General features: G+C 52.7%; 22 protein-coding genes. 15 read left to right on the top strand and 7 right to left on the bottom strand.

What is annotated here, in order from left to right; translation table 11 throughout:
- Positions 1-11: 11 nt before the first annotated feature.
- Both ABYA77_RS10005 and ABYA77_RS10000 read right to left on the bottom strand, forming a co-directional pair.
- The gene (locus tag ABYA77_RS10005; protein WP_372965822.1) at positions 12-464 is read right to left on the bottom strand and encodes a hypothetical protein; all 453 of its coding nucleotides are present in this window, start codon (positions 462-464) and stop codon (positions 12-14) included.
- Entirely contained in the window at positions 461-2,146 is a 1,686-nt protein-coding gene (locus tag ABYA77_RS10000) for a murein L,D-transpeptidase (RefSeq protein WP_372965821.1), read from the bottom strand. Before ABYA77_RS10000 ends, ABYA77_RS10005 begins: the two co-directional genes overlap by 4 nt.
- A gap of 701 nt (positions 2,147-2,847) precedes the next feature.
- On the opposite strand from ABYA77_RS10000, the gene ABYA77_RS09995 reads away from it, so the two are divergent.
- The gene (locus tag ABYA77_RS09995) at positions 2,848-4,530 is read left to right on the top strand and encodes an AMP-binding protein (protein ID WP_372965820.1); all 1,683 of its coding nucleotides are present in this window, start codon (positions 2,848-2,850) and stop codon (positions 4,528-4,530) included.
- 68 nt (positions 4,531-4,598) lie between these two features.
- On the opposite strand, the gene ABYA77_RS09990 is transcribed toward ABYA77_RS09995, so the two are convergent.
- A complete protein-coding gene (locus tag ABYA77_RS09990) occupies positions 4,599-4,793 on the bottom strand; it encodes a hypothetical protein (RefSeq protein WP_372965819.1) in 195 nt (64 codons plus the stop codon).
- Positions 4,794-4,911: 118 nt separating this feature from the next.
- Between ABYA77_RS09990 and ABYA77_RS09985 the strand changes: the two genes are divergently transcribed.
- Together ABYA77_RS09985 and ABYA77_RS09980 are read left to right on the top strand one after the other, a co-directional pair.
- The gene (locus tag ABYA77_RS09985) at positions 4,912-5,811 is read left to right on the top strand and encodes a LysR family transcriptional regulator (protein ID WP_372965818.1); all 900 of its coding nucleotides are present in this window, start codon (positions 4,912-4,914) and stop codon (positions 5,809-5,811) included.
- 74 nt (positions 5,812-5,885) lie between these two features.
- Positions 5,886-6,716: a DUF2059 domain-containing protein gene (locus tag ABYA77_RS09980; protein ID WP_372965817.1), complete on the top strand. Its 831-nt coding sequence runs from the start codon at positions 5,886-5,888 to the stop codon at positions 6,714-6,716.
- 45 nt (positions 6,717-6,761) lie between these two features.
- Here ABYA77_RS09980 and ABYA77_RS09975 read toward each other — a convergent pair whose 3' ends face one another.
- Positions 6,762-7,040, bottom strand: coding sequence for a peptidylprolyl isomerase (locus ABYA77_RS09975; RefSeq protein ID WP_372965816.1), 279 nt, complete (start codon positions 7,038-7,040; stop codon positions 6,762-6,764).
- A 182-nt stretch (positions 7,041-7,222) separates the two neighbouring features.
- Here ABYA77_RS09975 and ABYA77_RS09970 point away from each other — a divergent pair, with 182 nt between their 5' ends.
- The 6 genes from ABYA77_RS09970 (at position 7,223) to ABYA77_RS09945 (ending at position 12,881) form a co-directional block, all read left to right on the top strand.
- Positions 7,223-8,809 (top strand): ABC-F family ATPase, encoded by a 1,587-nt coding sequence (locus tag ABYA77_RS09970; protein WP_372965815.1) that lies wholly within the window; start codon positions 7,223-7,225, stop codon positions 8,807-8,809.
- Between the two features lie 189 nt (positions 8,810-8,998).
- A complete protein-coding gene (locus ABYA77_RS09965) occupies positions 8,999-9,568 on the top strand; it encodes a DUF1415 domain-containing protein (protein ID WP_372965814.1) in 570 nt (189 codons plus the stop codon).
- Between the two features lie 83 nt (positions 9,569-9,651).
- Entirely contained in the window at positions 9,652-10,395 is a 744-nt protein-coding gene (locus ABYA77_RS09960; protein ID WP_372965813.1) for a spermidine synthase, read from the top strand.
- Positions 10,395-11,138, top strand: coding sequence for an AzlC family ABC transporter permease (locus ABYA77_RS09955; RefSeq protein WP_372965812.1), 744 nt, complete (start codon positions 10,395-10,397; stop codon positions 11,136-11,138). The genes ABYA77_RS09960 and ABYA77_RS09955 overlap by 1 nt, the downstream gene beginning before the upstream one ends.
- Complete coding sequence (locus ABYA77_RS09950; protein WP_372965811.1) at positions 11,128-11,439, top strand: AzlD family protein; 312 nt, start codon at positions 11,128-11,130, stop codon at positions 11,437-11,439. Before ABYA77_RS09955 ends, ABYA77_RS09950 begins: the two co-directional genes overlap by 11 nt.
- A gap of 86 nt (positions 11,440-11,525) precedes the next feature.
- A complete protein-coding gene (locus ABYA77_RS09945) occupies positions 11,526-12,881 on the top strand; it encodes a hypothetical protein (protein WP_372965810.1) in 1,356 nt (451 codons plus the stop codon).
- A gap of 58 nt (positions 12,882-12,939) precedes the next feature.
- Here the strand turns inward: ABYA77_RS09945 and ABYA77_RS09940 are convergent, their stop codons facing one another.
- On the bottom strand, positions 12,940-13,302 hold the full coding sequence (locus ABYA77_RS09940; protein WP_372965809.1) for a hypothetical protein: 363 nt from the start codon (positions 13,300-13,302) through the stop codon (positions 12,940-12,942).
- 166 nt (positions 13,303-13,468) lie between these two features.
- Here ABYA77_RS09940 and ABYA77_RS09935 point away from each other — a divergent pair, with 166 nt between their 5' ends.
- Positions 13,469-14,158 (top strand): response regulator transcription factor, encoded by a 690-nt coding sequence (locus ABYA77_RS09935; RefSeq protein ID WP_372965808.1) that lies wholly within the window; start codon positions 13,469-13,471, stop codon positions 14,156-14,158.
- Positions 14,155-15,471 carry a sensor histidine kinase gene (locus tag ABYA77_RS09930; RefSeq protein ID WP_372965807.1) on the top strand — a complete coding sequence of 439 codons (1,317 nt, stop codon included), beginning with the start codon at positions 14,155-14,157 and terminating at the stop codon, positions 15,469-15,471. Before ABYA77_RS09935 ends, ABYA77_RS09930 begins: the two co-directional genes overlap by 4 nt.
- Here the strand turns inward: ABYA77_RS09930 and ABYA77_RS09925 are convergent.
- Positions 15,448-15,663, bottom strand: a complete 216-nt coding sequence (locus tag ABYA77_RS09925; protein ID WP_372965806.1) for a hypothetical protein — start codon at positions 15,661-15,663, stop codon at positions 15,448-15,450. The two genes, ABYA77_RS09930 and ABYA77_RS09925, sit on opposite strands and share 24 nt — an antisense overlap.
- Positions 15,664-15,673: 10 nt before the next feature.
- Here ABYA77_RS09925 and ABYA77_RS09920 point away from each other — a divergent pair, with 10 nt between their 5' ends.
- From ABYA77_RS09920 to ABYA77_RS09905, 4 genes are all read left to right on the top strand, one after another.
- Entirely contained in the window at positions 15,674-16,279 is a 606-nt protein-coding gene (locus tag ABYA77_RS09920) for a YigZ family protein (RefSeq protein WP_372965805.1), read from the top strand.
- A 73-nt stretch (positions 16,280-16,352) separates the two neighbouring features.
- On the top strand, positions 16,353-16,880 hold the full coding sequence (locus tag ABYA77_RS09915) for a DUF4136 domain-containing protein (RefSeq protein ID WP_372965804.1): 528 nt from the start codon (positions 16,353-16,355) through the stop codon (positions 16,878-16,880).
- A gap of 20 nt (positions 16,881-16,900) precedes the next feature.
- Positions 16,901-17,260, top strand: a complete 360-nt coding sequence (locus tag ABYA77_RS09910) for a translation initiation factor Sui1 (RefSeq protein ID WP_372965803.1) — start codon at positions 16,901-16,903, stop codon at positions 17,258-17,260.
- A 37-nt stretch (positions 17,261-17,297) separates the two neighbouring features.
- Positions 17,298-18,551, top strand: a complete 1,254-nt coding sequence (locus tag ABYA77_RS09905) for a D-amino acid dehydrogenase (protein WP_372965802.1) — start codon at positions 17,298-17,300, stop codon at positions 18,549-18,551.
- 61 nt (positions 18,552-18,612) lie between these two features.
- On the opposite strand, the gene ABYA77_RS09900 is transcribed toward ABYA77_RS09905, so the two are convergent.
- The coding region (locus ABYA77_RS09900; RefSeq protein WP_372965801.1) for a fatty acid--CoA ligase at positions 18,613-20,155 on the bottom strand (1,543 nt) is incomplete at its 5' end.

Here is a 20,155-nt window from a genome sequence, read left to right as displayed (position 1 = left end):
TGGTATCAGATTCAGTTTGTTTTGTTCACTGGATATATTGAACGAGACAGCGTTGGCTTACAGCCAATTATGCCCCGGGCCTGCGTGTGGGCATGCAGATACCAGCGTTGACCTCCCTGTGTGAACGTATTGCTTTGTATCTCGAAGGTTGTGGTTTCCATTGTTGCGGGAATCAGGGTTCCATCGGCGTGGCGGTATACACAGGCCGCAGTTAGTGTGGCTGGCTGGCCGACAGGCAGCGCAATAAAACCATCACTTCGTAAGACCGGCTTTTCTCCGTTAATTTCCGCGACCTTCAGGCAGGGACCGAAGTGAATCCGGTTGTTCTCACCGACGGTTTCTTCCAGGCAATGCTGTGCACTTAGCAGAATGATGTTATCCCCGATGTCAGACTCTTGCCCGGGCAAGCTTTGGCAGGCACTCAGAGTCAGGGCTGCTAGCAGAGGGAAGGTCGCTCTAATCATAGTTGGCTCCTGGGGGTTAGCTGCAGGTTTCCCTGGGAATCGGATCTCAATGCGTCGATCAGACGGCGGTCCCGATTATAGATGTCATGTCGTATTTGGAGTCTGCCCGATTTATCAACCCAGGCTGTCCAGTACTGAAGGTGTACCGGTACAGGTTTTTTCAGAACGACGTTTACGGGCTCTTTGAGTTGCCTGGCCTGGGTAATGTTATCGCTATTCCAGTCACTATTACCGTTCAGTAGCTTTTCGGCGAGCTCAAAGGGGCGCTCAACGCGTATGCATCCGGAACTGATTGTGCGGTTCAGACGGCTGAATTGATATTGTCCGGGAGTGTCGTGCAGGTATACAGCATGTTCGTTCGGGAACATAAACTTAATCTGCCCGAGAGAGTTTGTTGGCCCGGGCTGTTGCACGAGTTGGTATGGAAAGTTGTCAGCTGTCAGCGCGCCCCAGTCGACCTCGCTGGGGTCAATTTCTTCGCGGTTAGCCCCCCAACCCCGGTATACCTTGAAGTTCAGGCGCTCCAGATAGCTGGGGTCACGTTGAATTTTGGGTAGCTGGTCTTGAATCATCAAGGTACGGGGGACTGTCCAGGTAGGGTTAAACACCAGATAACGGATGCGATCACTGAACACCGGGGTTTGCCGGAAAGGGCCTCCGACAATGACCCGTTGGTGCAGTACTTCCTGACCATTCTCTACCATAACCATGTCGAACCCGGCGATGTTCACCAGAACATAGGTGTCTCCCAGAGTGTCCGGCAGCCATCGCCAGCGCTCCAGGTTGGCGTCTATCTGGCGAATTCGTTCTATGGGCATCAGGTTAAGGGCGGCCAGGGTTTTTCGCCCAATGATACCGTCAGGGTCCAGACCATGGCGTGCCTGAAAAGCAGGTACCGCACGGATCAGGTTGCCGGTATAGAGTTGGTGGTCAGCGTCCTCTCCGGACTCGTAATGTGTGTCGTTGTCGGCAATGGGAAGATCACCCAGCAGAATCAGTTGCTCGCGGATGGTGGCCAGACGTGGGTCGCTATCACCGGGGCGTATTGTCGGGCCAGGCTTGTGCAGAGGCCAGGGCCGCCCAAGAAGGGAGGAAAGTTGTCGGCGGTAACTGGCCAGCCGTTGATAGGCCGGGGCTGGAGGTTTGAGTGATTGCAGTGTTTGGTAAACCGTTCCGCTCTGCAGTGCATTTTCGAGTATCGTGTGGAGCTCGCGCTGCCTGCGGTTGGTGGTCCATTCTGCCTGAATGGTTTGTGGGTTTACCTTGCCTTCCAGCAGGTGTGATGCAAGTACCAGAAAGGCATCGGAGAACACCATATCGACGTCTGCCTGGAGTTCTGGCTGAGGGGCTTCCAGCGATGGCCGGGTAATTGCAAGCAGGGCTTTCTGATGATAGTCGGCAGGGTTCAGGCCTTCGTCGGCAACTTCGTTAATTGCACGGATTAACTGGTCCTGGGTGGCTCTGGATGTCCATGCTGCGGTGTAGTTCCTGGCTTCATAGAATTGGGCGAGCGCTGTCTGCGCCAATAGGGGGGCTCCGTGAACAGTGACTGGGTGGCCCGCTTGTAATACCTCAATGCGATTGATAATACTATCGTCGCTGTAAGCATATTGCGTGAACACCAGTAGCATGGCTATTAGTCGGTAGCATTGCCTCCCCACCCGGCTTGTTGCACGCTGCATATATTCCTCTTTTAAATCCTGTGTAAAGTTGGGCTGTCAGATTGCCGGTGGCTCGATTGATTGAGTCTGCTGGTTTAAATATCTGACTTAACTGTTGTCCAGTATATCCTTATTACACTGATCTTTGTGTGGAGCGGTTTTGTTCGTTCCGGGCTGGTGTTTGCCGGGGATTCCAAGTGGGATTATTTTTGTGACCGTCAGTCTGTATTCGGTGTCTTAATATTGTTGATAAGTCGTTTCGCAGCGGTAGTAAAACCGTGGATGTGGTGTTGTTGATACTCGGGGGGGGCGCGCGGTTGGCTGCACCCGGAAACGTCCCTGTTTTCCGGGTGGCTATAAAGCTGCTTTGACCAGGCTCCTGTTTGTCAGGATCCGAGTAAGCCTGCGTAGGCCGTGTAAAAGAAAGCACAGGACCCAACCAGAATAAGGCTCCAGGCTGGAATGGTCATCAAAGAACGGGCCGGCTTGATCATAGCTACCTCCTTCGGTATGGCTAATCAGTACGCGGATACCTTCAATGTAGACCAAGCTTGATAGATGTCACGAATTGTTTTTTGAGTGCTGGTTCACGCTTTTGACCAAAAACCTCGGTTTTTGGCCTGAGTTTTCCCGTTAATGACGGACTAAAGTCGGCTAGTATGGAGTGAATAAGAATAAGTGACTTTCTGAAAATGTGAAGATAACAATAATAAGGAGTTTTCATGGCTATCGACCCCCAAAAGCTGACTTCTGTGCATAGCCTGTTCTATTGGGCAGAGCGGACTCCGGATAACGTTTACCTGACGCAGCCCTTCCCGGATGGCCATGTTGAAGATATTACCTGGGGGCAGGCTGCCGACCAGGTATGCCGGATGGTTGCTTATCTGAACAGCCTCAGGCTACCAGAGAAAAGCAATATCGCAATTCTTGGTAAGAACAGTGCCCATTGGATTCTTGCAGACCTTGCTATCTGGTCGGCGGGGCATGTCAGTGTTCCTCTATATCCGACACTCAATGGCGAGACGGCGGCATATGTTCTGGCTCACAGTGATGTCAAACTTTTGTTTCTGGGTAAACTGGATGGGACCGCTGATGGCTGGAATGATATCAAGGGCAGCATTCCGAAGGACCTGCCAATTATTTCATTGCCACTATCGCCTCGGGATGACACGCCAAAATGGTTGGATATCATCGCAGAACACGCCCCGGCCAAACCGAGGTTGCCAGCCCCGGATGACCTGGCAACGATCGTCTATACGTCTGGCAGTACCGGTCGTCCCAAAGGCGTGATGCATAGCTTCCGTACTATGATTTCTGTCGCCGATGGGCTGCAGCAGTTGTTTCCGGTTACCTCCAGTGAGCGGATGTTGTCCTACCTGCCTTTGGCACACGTGGCAGAACGGGCTGCGGTACAAACTCAGTCCTTGTATTACGGTTTTCACCTCTATTTTGCCAATTCGCTGGATACTTTTCAGGAAGACCTGCAACGTGCCAGACCAACCTTGTTTTTTTCGGTCCCCCGGTTGTGGATGAAATTCTATCTGGGTGTGAACGCGAAGTTGCCCCTTAAAAAACAGAGAGTGTTGTTTAATATTCCGATCGTTAGTGCCCTCGTGAAAAAGAAGGTGCTTAAGCAGCTTGGATTGGATCATTGCCGGGCAGCACTGACGGGTGCCGCGCCTTTGTCTGCTGAGATTATCAATTGGTACCGCAATCTGGGGCTTGAATTGCTCGAAGTGTATGGAATGTCAGAAAATTTTGGTTACTCTCATGTCAACCGGCCCGGGCAGGCAAAAATCGGTACTGTTGGCATGGCGAACCCGGGAGTGGAACACCGGATTGGTAATGACTCAGAAGTGGAAGTAAGAAGTCCGGGGCAGATGTTGGGTTACTTCAGGAATGAAGAGAAAACCCGGGAAGATATTACGGAAGATGGTTTCCTGAAAACAGGTGATATGGGTGAAATTGACCAGGCTGGCTATCTTCGTATTACTGGTCGCGTGAAGGATCTGTTCAAAACGTCCAAGGGCAAATACGTGGTGCCTGTCCCGATTGAGAACCGCTTTAATCATCCTGCGGTAGAAGTCGTGTGTGTGGCGGGGGCGAATCAGCCTCAGCCATGCATGATGGTGCTGTTGTCAGAGGAAGCGAGGCAGGCGTTGGACAACGGTGTTGATCGCGCCGGGCTGGAGCAAGAGTTAGCGCGGGAACTCGAAGCCGTTAATGATGGGTGTGAATCCCATGAGAGGCTGGCCTTTGTGGTTGTGGTCAAAGAGCCGTGGACGATGGAAAACGGCATGCTGACGCCAACCATGAAAATCAAACGCAATGTCATCGAGAATTTTTACAATCAGAAAATGGATGGTTGGTTTGCCCGGAGAGATAAAGTTGTCTGGGAGCTTTGATGGTTCTATTTCCCATAAAAAAACCGGCATGGAAACATGCCGGTTTTTTTATGGGGTCAGGAAAGGCGTTAAACTCCGCCCTGCGCCTGAGGCATATCTTGTACTACGGCTGTGGCTTTGCGATTTGCAATACGCAACTTGCGGCCAAGAAATTGTAGCCCCTGTTTGACCGCTGCACGGGTATACTCGCGGCGCAACTCCACGCCATTGTGGAGGATGCTGGATGGCTGTGGGCGAATGCTCACGTTTTGCTCATGAATCATGGTGCCTTCCTCCTTAACCGGGTGGCTGGGTTTGTTAGGTTATAAACTATTCTAGAGGTTCTTATTTGCAGCTTAAATACGGTAAACTCCGTACTCATGTTGCAAATATGCAGTAGCTATGGACTGGGATTATCTTCGATATATACGGGCTCTGGCAATAGCCGGAACCTTCGCAAAAGCCGGTGAAATGCTGGGTGTTCACCAAACCACTGTTTTAAGACGGCTTGATCAGATGGAAGAGTCGCTGGGAGTGCGCTTTTTTGAGCGCAACCGCGATGGTTTGCAGCTTACCGCCACTGGCGAAATGGCCTACCGTGAGGCCGAAAAGCTGGCAGTCGAGATGGAAAACCTGGAGCGAAAGCTTATTGGTCAGGATGGCGCGCCGATTGGTAAGGTAAGAATTGCCTCTGAAGATGCCCTGATGTACGAGCTCTTGAGCCCGATTCTGGCGGCATTGGTGCGAGAGTATTCCGAAATTGAGTTGGAAGTTCTCACGGACAATGACGTGGCGAACCTGAGCCACCGGGAAGCCGATCTGACATTGCGCCCCGAGAATAAACCTCAGGCTACTCTGGAAGGTCAACGTATAGCCGCCATCGATTCCGCCGTTTATGGGTCAACCAATTATTGTCGTCGGAACAGGAAGATGGATATCGAAAATCGTCCGGAAGACTGTACCTGGATTATCCCTGACGAATCTTTCAGTCACCTGGCGGCGGGCAAGTGGTATCGAAAACAGCTCAAAAATGTAAACACCGTGATCCGCTGTAACAGTTTGCAGTCTATGCACGCTTTAGCCCGGGCCGGTGCTGGGCTGGCGGTTTTACCCTGTTATCTGGGAGAGGCTGCGAAGGAATTGAGGCGGCTGTCAGACCCGCTTGAGGGTGAGAGTGTCGATCTCTGGCTGCACGTAAATCAGGATACCCAGCAGATGGCGAGGGTTCGGATTGTGATGGAGTTTTTGGTCGATCGCCTGAAAGCACTGGGGCCGGCTATTGAGTTTAGCAATACGCTATAACACCAGGGATACTTGCCGCGGGGCCCGTCTGCGTGTCATAAACGGCGTTATTCCAGCAACAGGATAATAGAAAAATGCGACTGAACTCCCTGGTTAAACCTCTTTTAGTCACTGGGCTGCTTATATCTGGCTGGGCTCAGGCCGCGTTGGATGCCGGTAAAGTTCTTGAGGCATCGCCCATTGATGACATTGTTGCGCAGTATCCTGCGATGATGAGCCAAGGTATTCGGGATGGCCTCAAGCGCAATGGTCAGGTTCCTCCCATGGTGGCAGACACCATTGGCTATGTGGTGAGTAATAGTTTCCGCGCAGAAGATATAGAAAGAAACATCGTCTCAAACCTTGAGGCATCCATGACCAGCAAACAACTGGCGGAGGTGCATGACTGGTACCAGACACCTGTGGCGGAAAAGATTGCCCGGGCAGAGATTGCGGCATCCGCGCCGGCAGTCTGGTCGGAGGTGCGCCGCCGGGCACCTGAGCTGAATAAGACCCATAAAGGGACCGATAGGGAAGCGCTGTTTGCTCGTTTTGACCGGGCGTCCCGTGCTACCGAAAGCGCTGTTGATACTGCCATCGCGCTTCAGGTCGGGCTGTCTTCTGCCATGGCTGCTTTGTCGGGGAATTCCGTGAACTCTGAGGTTTTGTATCAGCGCTTGGAGGCACAGCGTCCGGCCCTGAATGGTGTTGTTGGGCAGCAGGTCTATGACAGCTACCTGTTCACTTACCAGGATGTCAGTGCTCAGGAAATGGGGTTGTATCTGGGGTTTCTGGAAAGTGAGGCTGGGCGAAAGTTCACTGAAGTGGTAACGGAGAGTATTCAGCAGGCGGTAACAGGACCGATTGAAAATATTGGCAGCCAACTGGCCCGTTTTATGGCTTTGGGTGGAAATAGTAGCCAGTAAAGCCGTTTGCCTGCGCGATAAAATGCGCAGGCAAACGATCAGCACTTAGCTGCGGGAAGTGACTTCCAGCAGGTGGTAGCCAAACTGAGTTTTGATCGGACCGAGTACGGTGTTCAGTTCGCCGCTGAATACAGCCTTATCGAACTCGGGAACCATTTGGCCCGGGCCGAAAGAACCGAGGTCTCCGCCGTTCCGGCCAGATGGGCAGGAAGAGTGTTTTTTTGCTGCCTCTGCGAAGTCCTGGCCACCTTCGATGGCTTTTTTCAGTTCTTCACACTTTGCTTCGCTGTCTACCAGAATGTGGCGTGCGGTTGCTTGTGCCATGATCAATATCCTTTTTTGGATGGGTTTGAATTTCTGAGTTCGAATGCTGCCCGTACAGCGCTCCAGAGGCAAGTGCTTTTTATTCGTGTTTATGCGGCCTCACAGTCCTGCGCGCAAACCTGTACAATGCCGGGTTTGTCTAGCCGGCGCAGCGCCGGCCCTCACGTTTATAGGTTCTTTTCTTGATCTCCACTGCCAATATCACAATGCAATTCGGGGCTAAGCCTCTGTTTGAAAACGTATCTGCCAAATTTGGCAGCGGTAACCGTTACGGCCTGATCGGCGCTAATGGCTGCGGTAAGTCCACTCTGATGAAAATTCTTGGTGGTGACTTAGAACCGTCTGCGGGCCAGGTTATGCTGGAGCCGAACATTCGCCTGGGCAAGCTTCGCCAGGATCAGTTCGCTTATGAGGATTGCACGGTGATAGATACCGTGATCATGGGCCATGAGGAACTGTGGCATGTAAAGAAAGAACGGGACCGTATTTATTCTTTGCCTGAAATGAGTGAAGAAGACGGCATGGCCGTAGCAGACCTGGAAGTAGAGTTTGCTGAAATGGATGGCTACACCGCTGAATCCCGCGCGGGTGAATTGTTGCTGGGCCTCGATATTCCACTGGATCAGCATAATGGTCTTATGAGCGCCCTGGCTCCTGGCTGGAAACTGCGCGTTCTGTTGGCTCAGGCTTTGTTCTCGGATCCGGATGTACTGCTGCTTGATGAGCCGACTAACCACCTGGATATCAACACCATTCGCTGGCTTGAAAGTATTTTGGTGGCTCGCAGCAGCACCATGATTATCATTTCGCACGACCGCCACTTTCTTAACAGCGTGTGCACGCACATGGCAGACCTGGATTACGGCGAGCTTCGCCTGTTCCCGGGCAACTACGACGAATACATGACCGCAGCCACCCAGGCCCGCGAGCGCATGTTGTCAGACAACGCCAAGAAAAAAGCCCAGATTGCAGAACTGCAGCAATTCGTAAGTCGTTTCTCTGCTAATGCGTCGAAAGCCAAGCAGGCAACGTCTCGGGCAAGGCAGATCGATAAAATTCAGTTGGAAGAAGTTAAACCCTCAAGTCGTGTGAGTCCGTTTATCCGTTTTGAGCAGGAAAAGAAGCTGCATCGTCAGGCGGTTAATCTGATTGGTTTGACCAAGGGGTTTGATGGAAATTCGCTGTTTAAGCGCCTTGATTTGCAGATTGAAGCCGGGGAGCGTGTTGCGATCATCGGCCCAAACGGCATTGGTAAAACCACGCTGTTGCAGTGTTTGGCCGGTGCTTATGAGCCGGATGCCGGGGAGGTGAAGTGGACCGACAGCGCAAAGGTAGGTTACTTCGCTCAGGATCACTCTTCTGATTTTGCCTGTGACGACACTTTGACTGACTGGATGGCGCAATGGACTGCCGGCGGCGAGCAGTTGGTTCGCGGCACGCTGGGGCGGATGCTGTTTTCGGGTGATGACATTGGCAAATCGGTGAAGGTGTTGTCGGGGGGTGAGCAGGGGCGAATGTTGTTCGGTAAGCTGATTCTGCAGAAGCCGAATGTAATGTTGCTGGATGAGCCCACCAACCACTTGGACATGGAGTCCATTGAGGCGTTGAACCTGGCGCTGGAGAACTATCCGGGCACGTTGATTTTTGTGAGCCATGACCGGGAGTTTGTTTCTTCGTTGGCGACTCGGATTATTGAGTTGAAGCCGGATGGGATTGCGGACTTCAGTGGTAGTTACGATGATTACTTGCGGAGTCAGGGTTACCTCTGAGTCCGAGATTAATCTTTAACTTTGGGTGTTTGCGGTCGGGTGGGTAAGCCTTTCCAAAAACCGCTCCTGCGGCACATCCATGTAGCGCTTCTGCTTCGCCATCCATGGCTACGCACATTCTTGGAAAGGCTTACCCACCCAACCGCTTAAGCTTGTGAGTGGTCTTCAACTGAACTTAAGGGTGATTAGATGAGTGAATCAGAGGTTGTAAACGCAACGCGAAAATGGGTCGAAGACGTTGTGGTTGGTTATAACCTTTGTCCGTTTGCCAAGCGTGAGCTGGTGAAAGACCGGGTTCGGTTTGTGGTTACTGATGCAGCGACCGAAGACAAGCTTGTTCAGGCGTTGCATGCTGAGCTGCAACTGCTGGAAGACCAGCCGGATGTTGAAACCACCTTGCTGATTCATCCGGGTGTGTTGCAGGACTTCTATGCCTACAACGAGTTTCTGGATACTGCGGATGCCCTGTTGAAGTATCTGGAACTGGAAGGCATCTACCAGATCGCCAGTTTCCATCCGGATTACCAGTTTGCCGACACCGAGGCCGGTGCGGCAGAGAATTACACGAACCGTTCTCCGTACCCTATGCTGCATATATTGCGGGAAGCGAGCCTGGAGTCTGCGATTGATAGCTATCCCGACGTAGATGGTATTCCCGACCGAAATATCGAACTAATGAACCGGGAAGGCGCAGATAAGTTGAAAAGCCTGCTTAATGCCTGTTTCTCCGAAACAGAAAACAAGCGAGCTGGGGAGTAGAATACGGAGCCGGTGAGGTAAGCCGTTCCAAAAATGTGCGCAAACTCCCAAGCAAAACCAGAAAACACGAAAGAGCCAAACCAATGGGACTGCTTTTCGAACAAATAGACAGCCAACCCTCGGTGATCGGGGAAATCACACTGCGCCGCCGCAGGATACCGGCACTGGGCGAGCGGGATATTTACGAAGTGAAGCTGGGCGAAGAATTTCTCATGTCCAGCATGTTCGTTGATGCAGAAGTGGCCCTTTCGGATATAGGCTTGCGCGAAACAGAAGGTGACAACCTCCGTGTTGTCGTTGGTGGTCTTGGGCTGGGGCACACGGCCGTTTCTGCACTTAAACACGATCGCGTGGCCGAGCTGCTTGTCGTGGAATATCTGAAGCCAGTTATTGGCTGGCATCAGCAGGAACTCGTTCCTTTGGGCAAAGACCAGAATGACGATCCTCGCCATCGTTACGTTCACGGCAGTTTCTTTGATATGGCCGTAGCCGACCCAGCCTGTGGCGGCTTTGACCCTGAGGCTCCAGGTAAAGAGTTTGATGCCATACTTCTGGATATCGATCACTCGCCCCGTGCTTTGCTGCACGATTCCAGTGCCAGTTTCTATACCATCAGGAATATCAGCCTGATGGCCCGGCAGTTGAAGCCCAGGGGTATTTTTGCCATGTGGTCAAATGAAGGCGAAGACGCTGAGTTTATGGCAGTTCTGAATGAGGTGTTTGAAGATGTAGCCTGCCACGTTGTTAGCTTTTATAACCCCTTCCAAAACAGGGAATCCTTCAACACGGTTTATGTGGCTCGTAAACCGGGTCTGAGTCAACACTGATGTCTGGCTCGTATTACTCTTATCAGTTACAGGCACCGCGAGTGCGGACTGAGTTTTTCCGTATGTTACCCATATCGCTCTTCGTGGTGGCGTTTGGGGCGGCTTTTGGCTTGGCGTCTACTCAGGCGGGCCTTTCTCCCTTTGAATCCATCTTGATGAGCGTCACGGTGTTTGCCGGTGCTTCCCAGTTCGGAGCTCTGGATTTGTGGGGGGCAGAGGTGTCGGTTATTCCGGTACTGGTAGTGGTGTTTGCGATTAATGCCCGGCATTTGCTGATGGGAGCATCTCTGTATCCAATGCTCAAGGATGTTTCGCCAGGGAGACGGTATGGGCTGTTGTTGCTTCTGACTGACGCCAACTGGGCGGCCTGTGCTCAGGATTATCAGAACGGGCGGCGTAATCTGGAAGTGATTCTGGGTGGCGGTTTTGTATTGTGGTTGGCCTGGGTTATTGGTACAGCTTTTGGGGCCTATTTCAGCGGACTGCTGCAAAACCCGGAGGCTTATGGGTTGGATATGGTGCTTGGCTGCTTCCTCCTGACGATGGTGCTGGGAGGTAAGAAAACGCCTCGGGTGATGGTGGTGTGGTTAACTGCAGGTGTTACTTCCTACGCAGCATGGAGATGGCTGCCCGCCAATATGCATGTGGTAGTGGGAGCCTTGGCTGGCGGTGTGATTGGTTTGTTCTGGCTGGAGCCGCGCTCGTTGAATAGTGCAGAAGAAGGGGGGGAGCATGGTCATTGAAACCACCGCCACCGGCGTTTTTGTTCTGATTGTACTTATGACGTTAGTGACTTTGATTACCCGTTTTGGCGGTGTTTTTGTGATGTCGTTTGTGCAGATTAACCCGCGGGTAGAAAGTTTCATTAACGCCATGGCCAGTTCCGTACTGATCGCCATTATCGTACCCATAGCCGTATCTGGTGACGCTGGTGCAATGGCCGCCCTGGTGGCTACAGGTTTTAGCATGCTGGCGATTCGGAAGCCACTTCCGGCTATTTCCATCGGTCTTCTGACCGCTGCTCTGGTGCGCTATTTCGGCTAATGCTCAGGTTTTTTCTGGTTAAATCCTGTTCAAGTTTTCCCTTTCGTTGCCGATAACCCATGCAGGTTAGTTGAGGCGCGTACATTATGATTTCTTCCAGTCAGATCTCCTTGTTTCAGAACGGTTCACGCCAGGTAACGGTTCTGGATAGCAGTCAGCTGCGTATTACTCAGCAGGGCGCGGGGGTGCTACAGCAAGGACAGCAGTCTGGTGCAACTGAATTATCTCTGTTTCGTCAGGCGGCCTATCGCTACAGTAGTCAGGAGCAATTATCGTTCAGCAACGCAAGTCAGGTGAATGGCGACAACAAAACCGCTGTTTACACCAGTGCGGAGCTGATCGAACAATCCAGTGATCTGCTGCTCCTTGGCCAGCAGGCTTTGACCGTTAGTCGGGCAGCGCTGGGTGGCGAAGCGGTGGGTGACGACCAAGGGAGTGTGTCGGTCACCGCCGGCCGCTATATGTTCTATTCTGAACGTGAAGCCCGCAGCTTCGCTTCAACAGGAAGCATTAGCCTGGAGAATGGCGAAACCATCGATTTTACTTTGTCTTTGCGGCAGTCCCAGTCGCGCACTTATGAGTATTCTGAGCTGGTGCAGATTCAGGAACGCCCGTTGACAGATCCTTTAGTGATCAATTTCGGTGCTTCTACGGCACGGCTGACAGACACTTTGTTTGAGTTCGATATGGCAGGTGATGGTCAGACCGGGCAGTTTGCGAGCCTGGGTTCTGGCAGTGGTTATCTGGTGCTTGACCGGAACGGTAACGGCAAAGTCGATGATGGTACTGAATTATTCGGGCCTCAGTCTGGCTCCGGTTTTTCTGAGCTGGCCCGTTTTGATGACGACGGTAACCGCTGGATTGATGCCAGCGATGAGGTGTTTTCGTCACTGTCTGTGTGGGTGCAGACTGCAGATGGCAAAGAAGCTTTGCGGTCCCTGTCCGAGGTTGGTGTGCAAGCGCTCTATGTGGATAGCGCTGAGGATCGTTTTACTCTGGCGAATTCTCAGGGTGTTCCTTTGGGGCAAATCAAGGCCTCAGGCATTTATCTGACCACTGACGGTGAGGTTCGTACACTGGAAGAGCTGGATCTGGCTGAGCAAAAAACCGAAAAAGTGCCTGTTGAAAGGGAGTTTCTTGGTGTACGAGGAAATAACGGAAACGGTAATCTGGCGGAAAATGGGGTAAACGCTGCGGGTGACCCGGTGGCTGAGGCTTCGGTTGACCCCAAGGTTGCGGCTATTCAGAAGGCCCTGGAAAAGCTGAAAGAAATCCGTGAGAAGCAACAGGAGTTTATTGATGCTTCAAAACAATGGAGCAAAGATAAATCCCCGCTTGATGACTATTTCAGCATCATCGACAGGCTCCGCGTGGCGTTATTGAACAGTCAGAGCGAAAAGAAACAGGCTGCGAGCCGCTATCTGGAGTTTGCTCGCCAGTAACCGGTCAGCCGCTGTTACTCTGTATTGTGAGTGGCAGCGGCTGGCACGGGCTGTTCGATTATTTGGCTTTACCGCAGCGTTTTTCCATGTCCTTCCGGTGTTTTTCCATGCGTTCCTGATGCTGTTTCTGACGCTCGTCGTGTATTTCGCTCCAGATCACACGCTGTTCATCAGTAAGCTTCAGGCGGTTGGCCATTTCTTCGCGCTGTTTCTGCATCTCGGCGCGGCGCTCCTGCATTTTTTGCTGACGTTCTTCTTTGCTGAACTTGCCTTTGCCGTCACGGAAGTCGTCGCACATTTCTTTCTTGTCTTGTCTGCCTTCATGGCCTTCCATGCTTTTTTGGGCCAGGGCCATAGGGCTGGCAGCGACCAGAGCGGCCATCAGGATGCCGGCAGTAACGATAGATTTGTTAACCTTCATGATATTCACCTCGTTGGTTTGGTCTGTCTATGGTGCCCATAGTACGCCTTATTACGTCAGCTGGTGTCAGGTGTGTGTAAAGGTTGGGTAAAGAGAAATTCCGTCACGGCAGGTGCGGCTGAGGGGCGTGATAGACTGTATCCAGGCATAGTGAAGAGGCATGGTTATGCAAAACAGGGTATTGCTGGTCGAGGATGATGAGGAGCTAAGGCAACTGTTGGCACGTTACCTGACAACGCAAGGTTTCAGTGTCAGAGAGGCGGCCAATGGTCGTGACGGGCTGTTGCTGGCTTTAGGTCAGGACTGCGATATTGTGGTTTTGGATATCATGCTGCCAGACATCAACGGTCTGGAGGTCTTGCGTGAGCTCCGAAGTAAAACGCATCTGCCGGTGATGTTGCTGACGGCCCGGGGTGATGAGACAGACCGTATTGTCGGTTTTGAGGTAGGCGCGGATGATTACATTCCTAAGCCCTGCAACCCCCGGGAGTTGGTCGCCCGGTTACAGGCCTTGTTGCGGCGGGTGGCCTGGGATCAAAAGACTGATGTGGATGCAGCCCGGACATACGGTGACCTTAGGGTTGAGCCTGATCAACGGCGGATTTACCACAATGATACGCCTTTGGAGCTCACGGCTACTGAATATGAAGTGCTGCAAGTGTTGCTGGCCCACGCTGGCAGCGTTGTCCGGAAAACAGATCTGATGCAATGGGCGCTGGGGCGCAGGCTTGAAGCCTATGACCGTACACTGGATATGCACGTCAGTAACCTGCGCAAAAAACTGGGTAACGATGAACCGCCCAGAATTGAGACCGTGCGGGGTCTTGGATATAGCTATCGGGTGCCTGCTGAATGAAGCGTTTCATGTTTCCTTTGTTTTGGCGTATTTTCCTGTCGATCTGGCTGGCCATGGCGGTGACCGTGGTTGCGAGCAATTTCGCAACACACTTCTTGCTGGACCGGGAGCGGCAAGCCATTGAGCGGCAGGTTGGCCTGCATGAATTGGCTCTCGAAGCACTGAACATGCAACAGCAGCGAGGCAGGAACGAAGCCTGGCGATTTCTGCGGGCTGAGGGGGAGCGGCGTAAACTTAATCTGATGCTGGTTGACAAAACTCATGGGCAGCATCGATTGCCGTCTAACATCCGGGAGCGTATGCAATCGGGCTGGTATCCGAATAAGCCCGCAGTGATCGAGCTGGAGGGGGGCTATCAGCTGGTAGCGTGGCCCCGGATGGGGGGGCATGGTTGGCTGAATCCCGGGTTTTTCCGGTTTATCGAACTGGGGCTTGGGTTTGTAATGATTTCACTGGCCTGTTGGTGGATCGCTCGGATGGTGTCCCGGCCTCTTAAACATATGGAGGGCACCGCCCGGTCAATTGCTGAGGGGGACCTCCGGTTGCGGGTAGCTGATCACATTGCTGGTCGTCGTGATGAGGTGGGGCAATTGGCTGCGGCCTTTAATGCCATGACAGATCGTCTGTGCCAGTTGCTGGACCGGCAGAGTCATCTGTTAAGAGATATTTCCCACGATTTGAGAACACCTCTGGCACGGCAGCGAGTCGCTATTGAGCTGGCTAGTGATGGCGGCTCAGAACCGGCTTTGATGGAAAGTATCTTGCGGCAGAATGAGCGGCTGGAAACCATGACGGGTCAAATTCTGACGTTGTACCGGGTTTCAGAGAGTGGTGACTCGTTCGAAAGAGAGCCGGTAAAGCCGTTGGCAATGATCAATCGGGTCTTGGGGGACGCAAGTGATTATGCTGAAAATCAGGGCGTTGACTGTAAACTGATTGCTGACGATGACACTAAATCAGTTTCTGTTTTGGGGGATGCCGGTTTGTTGCAGCGGGCTTTTGATAACGTGTTGCAGAACGCACTGGATCATACGCCACCGGGTAAAACCATCGACGTGTCATTGGCTTTGGTGCAGGGCCAGGTTGAAGTGGTCATTGCCGATGGCGGTCCGGGCGCGCCGGATGATCTGTTGCCTCAGTTGTTCGAACCATTCTTTTGTGCAGATAAATCCCGCGGTGGGCAAGGTTGGGGTTTGGGACTGGCTATTGCCCGGGATATTATCAATGCCCACGATGGTAGCATTGCAGCCAGAAACCGGCCGGAAGGTGGACTTCAGGTGACCATCCGGTTACCGGTTTTTTTTGGGGGCTGATAGCTTTTTAGTGGGTACTGAGGCGGGCGTTTGTCCGGCCTTATCATCGCCGGGTTTCAGGTGAGCAGCTGCCGAAAAGTCGATGCCCTCCTGCAATTCGTCTTCTTCAAAACGTATGCCGCAGGCGGCTTTCCGGATTTTTGCCGGACTGGCTGTGCCGGGCGAGCCATTATTACTGTCGTTGGATGTCATAGGTTGCCTCATGAGTAAAGATTATCCGGTTCCTGCAGGATACCTTGAGCGTGAAACGGAAGTGAAGAAAAGCCGTTTTATTGCCAGAGTGTATCCGGTCAGTAGCCGTGACGAAGTGCGGGAACGTGTTGCTGAGGCTCATCAGGATTATCCTGATGCCCGCCATGTTTGTTGGGGCTATCAAATCGGCCGTCCGGGCTCTGCGGCAGAAGCCGCCATGAACGACGATGGAGAGCCGTCGGGCACTGCAGGCAAGCCCATACTGAATGTTATTCAGCACAAGGATATGGGCGATGTACTGGTTATCGTGATTCGTTATTTTGGTGGCGTCAAGCTGGGGGCTGGTGGGCTGGTTCGTGCCTATGCCGGTGCCGCTGAAAGCGTGTTGTCTGAGGTGGCGCGAGAGGTTCATCAGGCACGGGTTCAGGCTCATGTAGAGCTGGATTTCGCTGATGAACAACCTCTCAGGCACTGGTGTGACGGGCATGAGGGAAACATCGAATCCATCGATTACAGTGCTAACGTACACGCTCTGGTTTCTGTTCCAGAGGCTCATCAGGCAGACTTTTCCGCGTTTTGTGATGCCCAGAAGCTGGATTACCGTTTTGACACCTGAGCCGGATGACAAGTCGGACAGATGAGGCTGTGCGTATACTGGGACTGATAGCCTCCAATGCAGGAGAATAGTTATGCGAGTTCTATTGATTGCGGTTATGACGGCGATATTGGCCGGTTGTGCCGGTAACGTGGTGACTGATTACAACTCTGCGACGGTCTTTGGCAATTACAGCCAATGGGCTTATGCGCCGTTGGATGGAGGGTCTGGTGTTACCTCCCTTGATGATGCCCGGGTCAAGGCGGCTGTTGAGCGGGAGCTTAATCGCAAGGCCATGAAGCAAGTGGAGTCTGAAAACGCCGATATGCTGGTTCGCTGGCAAATTGTTCCAGAGGAGCGTCTTGAGCAAACTGGCGTAGGGCTTGGGTTTGGTTTTGGTCGTGGCAATTTCGGCTGGGCAATGTCTGCACCGCCGCCTGTGCGTGAGGTTACTGAAGGCAAGTTGGTGGTGGAATTGGTGGATCGGCGTAGTGCTGAGGTGGTCTGGCGCGCGGTCAGTCGTCGTTATCTGAATGAAAACCAATCACCAGAAACACGGCGCAAGTTGATTGATGAGGTTGTCTCGGAAATGTTTTCCAAATACCCTCCGGGCCTGAACTGATTACAGACAGGGTTTTGTATATGGGTGGGAAGAAACGAGAAGGTGGCCTGGTTTTCTCCACGGAGCAGGGGCGCATGTGCCCAGGATGCCGGAATCCGGTTTCTGAGTGCGCCTGCGGGCAACCTGAACGGCCTGAAGGCGATGGTATTGTGCGGGTTAGTCGCGAAACAAAGGGGCGGAAAGGTAAGGGTGTTACGCTGATTACCGGTATTCCTCTGGATGACAAAGCACTGAAAGACTACGCCAAAGTGCTAAAAGCAAAATGTGGCACAGGTGGTACAGTAAAAGGCGGCGTAGTGGAGATCCAGGGTGACCACCGGGATCTTCTGGTGCCTCTTCTTCAGCAGAAAGGCTGGACAGTAAAACGGTCTGGCGGCTGAGGCTTTCATCAAAGACGAATATTGCGGGGAGTGATGCATGCACCTATTGGTACTGGGCGCTGGAGTTGTTGGGGTTACTACGGCCTGGTACCTCCAAGCACAGGGGCACCAGGTTACGGTGGTGGATCGTCAGAGTCACTCGGGTCTGGAAACCAGCTATGCCAATGGTGGCCAGATCTCAGTCTGCCACGCTGAGCCCTGGGCGAATCCGTCGGCGCCTCTGAAAGTACTCAAATGGCTGTTCAGGCCTGAAGCTCCCCTGTTGTTTCGCCCAGGCATGGACCCGTATCAATGGCGCTGGGCTTTATCGTTCCTGACGCAATGCACCTCTGCCAGAGCGGTTCATAATATTCGTCAGATGATTAATCTGGGCACATACAGCCGCGGTCAGCTCCAAGCCCTGCGTAAGGAAACTGGCCTCGAGTATGATCAGCTCACCAAGGGCATTCTGCATTTTTATACGAATCCTCAGGAGTTTGAGGCGGCTCTGGAACCTGCACGACTCATGCGCGAATTTGGGTGTGACCGGCAGGTCGTTGACGTGGACCGCGCGGTGGAGCTTGAGCCCGCCCTGAAGCCCATCCGCCACCGTATTGCCGGTGCTACCTATACCTCTGATGATGAAAGCGGCGATGCCCGGAAATTCACCCAGGCTTTGGCCGAGCGCTGCGCAGCAGCCGGAGTCGAGTTTTTATATGGCACTGAAGTGCTGGGGTTTGATAAATCCGGGGATCGAATTCTAGGGGTACAGACGCTGAGCAACGGCAAACATCAGATTTTGCGTGCTGACAGTTATGTGCTGAGCCTGGGAAGTTTCAGTGCTGTGCTGGCCCGGAAGTTAGGGCTGTTTCTGAATATTTACCCGGCGAAGGGTTACTCCATTACTGTTCCCGTGAAGAACGAAGAAGCTGCCTTCAATGTCAGTTTGACCGATGATGAATACAAGTTGGTTTACTCCAGGTTGGGCGATCGTATCCGGGTGGCAGGTACGGCAGAGCTAAGTGGTTATAGCCGGGAGCTGAATTTCACCCGGTGCCGGAGCATTGTTCGCAGAGCTGCGGAAATTATGCCGGAGGCTGGCTGCTGGGATCAGGCTGATTTCTGGACCGGGCTTCGGCCTGCCACACCATCCAATGTGCCCTATATTGGCAAAAGCCATATGAGGAACCTGTACTTGAATACCGGGCATGGAACCTTGGGCTGGACTCACTCTTGTGGCTCTGCAGCGGCTTTGGCGGATATTGTTGCCGGGCGAACGCCGGAAGTGGATTTCACTTTTTCAGGGCGTTGATGTTTGCCCAAAAAAAAACCGGCATGTGATGACCAGATGCCGGTTTTTTATGTCTTCCTGATCAGTCTGCTAACTGATCCCGGATCAGTTTTTTGTTGATCTTGCCAACGCTGGTTTTCGGAATATCTTCTACCAGGTCAATTTGTTCTGGAATAGCCCATTTGTTGATGTCGCCATTTTCCACAAACTGCAGGAGATGCTGCTTGATGTCTTCCTGGCTGATATTTTCACCGGGTTTCAGGGTGACCAGCGCATAGGGTCGCTCACCCCATTTTTCGTCAGGAATACCAACTACCGCAGCGCCGGCAACCGCAGGATGCTGGCTGATCAGATTTTCGAGATCCAGCGATGATAGCCATTCGCCGCCGGTTTTGATCACATCTTTGATGCGGTCTTTAATGGTCAGGGTATTGTCCGGCTCCATCGATGCTACATCAGCGGTGTGAAGCCAGCCACCTTGCCAGAGCTCTTCGCCTTTTTCGGGCTCTTTGAAATAACTCTGAGTTAACCAGGGCGCTCGGGCAACGACTTCACCTTTTGCTTCGCCGTCATGGGCAACGGGCTTGCCATCCGGGTCAATAATTTCCAGCTCTACCATAGGGACGGCAATGCCGGTTTTTACCCGGATGTGGGTTTGTTCTTCCGTGGACAGTTCCAGGTCTTCCGGTTTGAGATGGGTGGTGCTCAGCAGCGGGCAGGTTTCCGACATACCGTAACCGGTGTACATATGAATGCCCAGTTTGGCTGCCGCATTACACAGGCCTTTAGTGAGAGCGCTGCCGCCGATCAGGACATGCCAGTTGCTCAGGTCTGCGGTTTCGATGGACTTGGTGGCCATCATCATCTGCATAACCGTTGGTACGCAATGGGATGTCGTTACCTTGTGGGTTTTGATCAGGTCGACCAGAAGTTCCGGTTCGTAACGCCCGGGATATACTTGCTTCACACCCAGCAGGGTGGCGACGTACGGAACGCCCCAGGCATGTACGTGGAACATGGGCGTGATCGGCATATAGACGGAAGATGACCGCAGAAGCGGCATTTCATCATATGCCGCCAGGGTGCCGCTCATGGTAAGAGTATGCAGAACCAGCTGGCGATGGGTGAAGAAGACACCCTTGGGGTTTCCCGTTGTACCGGTTGTGTAAAACGTGGTAGCGACGCTGTTTTCGTCAAAATCCGGGAAATCGAACTGGGGCTGAGCTTCGGCTAACAAGGCCTCGTATTCGCCCAGAGTATCGATGGATGTGGCTGCGGCAGTGTCATTGTCAGTGAGCTGAACCCAGGTTTTAACCGTTTTGATCTCGTCTTTTACACCCTCAATGATGGGCATGAAGTCATCGTGAACCAGTACAACGTCGTCTTCGGCATGGTTCATGGTGTAGACAATCTGATCGGGTGACAGGCGTACATTCACCGTGTGAAGAATGGCGCCAATCATCGGAACAGCAAAGAAACACTCAAGATAGCGAGGTGTGTCCCAGTCCATCACGGCTACTGTATCGCCGGGTTTAACACCGGCATCGGTAAGGACGTTTGCCAGTCGATGAATACGCTCTACCAAATCTTTATAGGTGTACTTGCTGTGATCGGCGTAGATAATT

This window comes from Marinobacter sp. (assembly GCF_041595835.1).
Taxonomy (GTDB): Bacteria; Pseudomonadota; Gammaproteobacteria; order Pseudomonadales; family Oleiphilaceae; genus Marinobacter.
Note: the sequence above shows the minus strand (reverse complement) of the source record. Positions and strands in the feature narration are given on the sequence as shown.

Coding starts and splice junctions, on each gene's coding strand:
- ABYA77_RS10005 (WP_372965822.1), bottom strand. CDS start 464: ATGATTAGAGCGACCTTCCCTCTGCTAGCAGCCCTGACTCTGAGTGCC.
- ABYA77_RS10000 (WP_372965821.1), bottom strand. CDS start 2,146: ATGCAGCGTGCAACAAGCCGGGTGGGGAGGCAATGCTACCGACTAATA.
- ABYA77_RS09995 (WP_372965820.1), top strand. CDS start 2,848: ATGGCTATCGACCCCCAAAAGCTGACTTCTGTGCATAGCCTGTTCTAT.
- ABYA77_RS09990 (WP_372965819.1), bottom strand. CDS start 4,793: ATGATTCATGAGCAAAACGTGAGCATTCGCCCACAGCCATCCAGCATC.
- ABYA77_RS09985 (WP_372965818.1), top strand. CDS start 4,912: ATGGACTGGGATTATCTTCGATATATACGGGCTCTGGCAATAGCCGGA.
- ABYA77_RS09980 (WP_372965817.1), top strand. CDS start 5,886: ATGCGACTGAACTCCCTGGTTAAACCTCTTTTAGTCACTGGGCTGCTT.
- ABYA77_RS09975 (WP_372965816.1), bottom strand. CDS start 7,040: ATGGCACAAGCAACCGCACGCCACATTCTGGTAGACAGCGAAGCAAAG.
- ABYA77_RS09965 (WP_372965814.1), top strand. CDS start 8,999: ATGAGTGAATCAGAGGTTGTAAACGCAACGCGAAAATGGGTCGAAGAC.
- ABYA77_RS09960 (WP_372965813.1), top strand. CDS start 9,652: ATGGGACTGCTTTTCGAACAAATAGACAGCCAACCCTCGGTGATCGGG.
- ABYA77_RS09955 (WP_372965812.1), top strand. CDS start 10,395: ATGTCTGGCTCGTATTACTCTTATCAGTTACAGGCACCGCGAGTGCGG.
- ABYA77_RS09950 (WP_372965811.1), top strand. CDS start 11,128: ATGGTCATTGAAACCACCGCCACCGGCGTTTTTGTTCTGATTGTACTT.
- ABYA77_RS09945 (WP_372965810.1), top strand. CDS start 11,526: ATGATTTCTTCCAGTCAGATCTCCTTGTTTCAGAACGGTTCACGCCAG.
- ABYA77_RS09940 (WP_372965809.1), bottom strand. CDS start 13,302: ATGAAGGTTAACAAATCTATCGTTACTGCCGGCATCCTGATGGCCGCT.
- ABYA77_RS09935 (WP_372965808.1), top strand. CDS start 13,469: ATGCAAAACAGGGTATTGCTGGTCGAGGATGATGAGGAGCTAAGGCAA.
- ABYA77_RS09930 (WP_372965807.1), top strand. CDS start 14,155: ATGAAGCGTTTCATGTTTCCTTTGTTTTGGCGTATTTTCCTGTCGATC.
- ABYA77_RS09925 (WP_372965806.1), bottom strand. CDS start 15,663: ATGACATCCAACGACAGTAATAATGGCTCGCCCGGCACAGCCAGTCCG.
- ABYA77_RS09920 (WP_372965805.1), top strand. CDS start 15,674: ATGAGTAAAGATTATCCGGTTCCTGCAGGATACCTTGAGCGTGAAACG.
- ABYA77_RS09915 (WP_372965804.1), top strand. CDS start 16,353: ATGCGAGTTCTATTGATTGCGGTTATGACGGCGATATTGGCCGGTTGT.
- ABYA77_RS09910 (WP_372965803.1), top strand. CDS start 16,901: ATGGGTGGGAAGAAACGAGAAGGTGGCCTGGTTTTCTCCACGGAGCAG.
- ABYA77_RS09905 (WP_372965802.1), top strand. CDS start 17,298: ATGCACCTATTGGTACTGGGCGCTGGAGTTGTTGGGGTTACTACGGCC.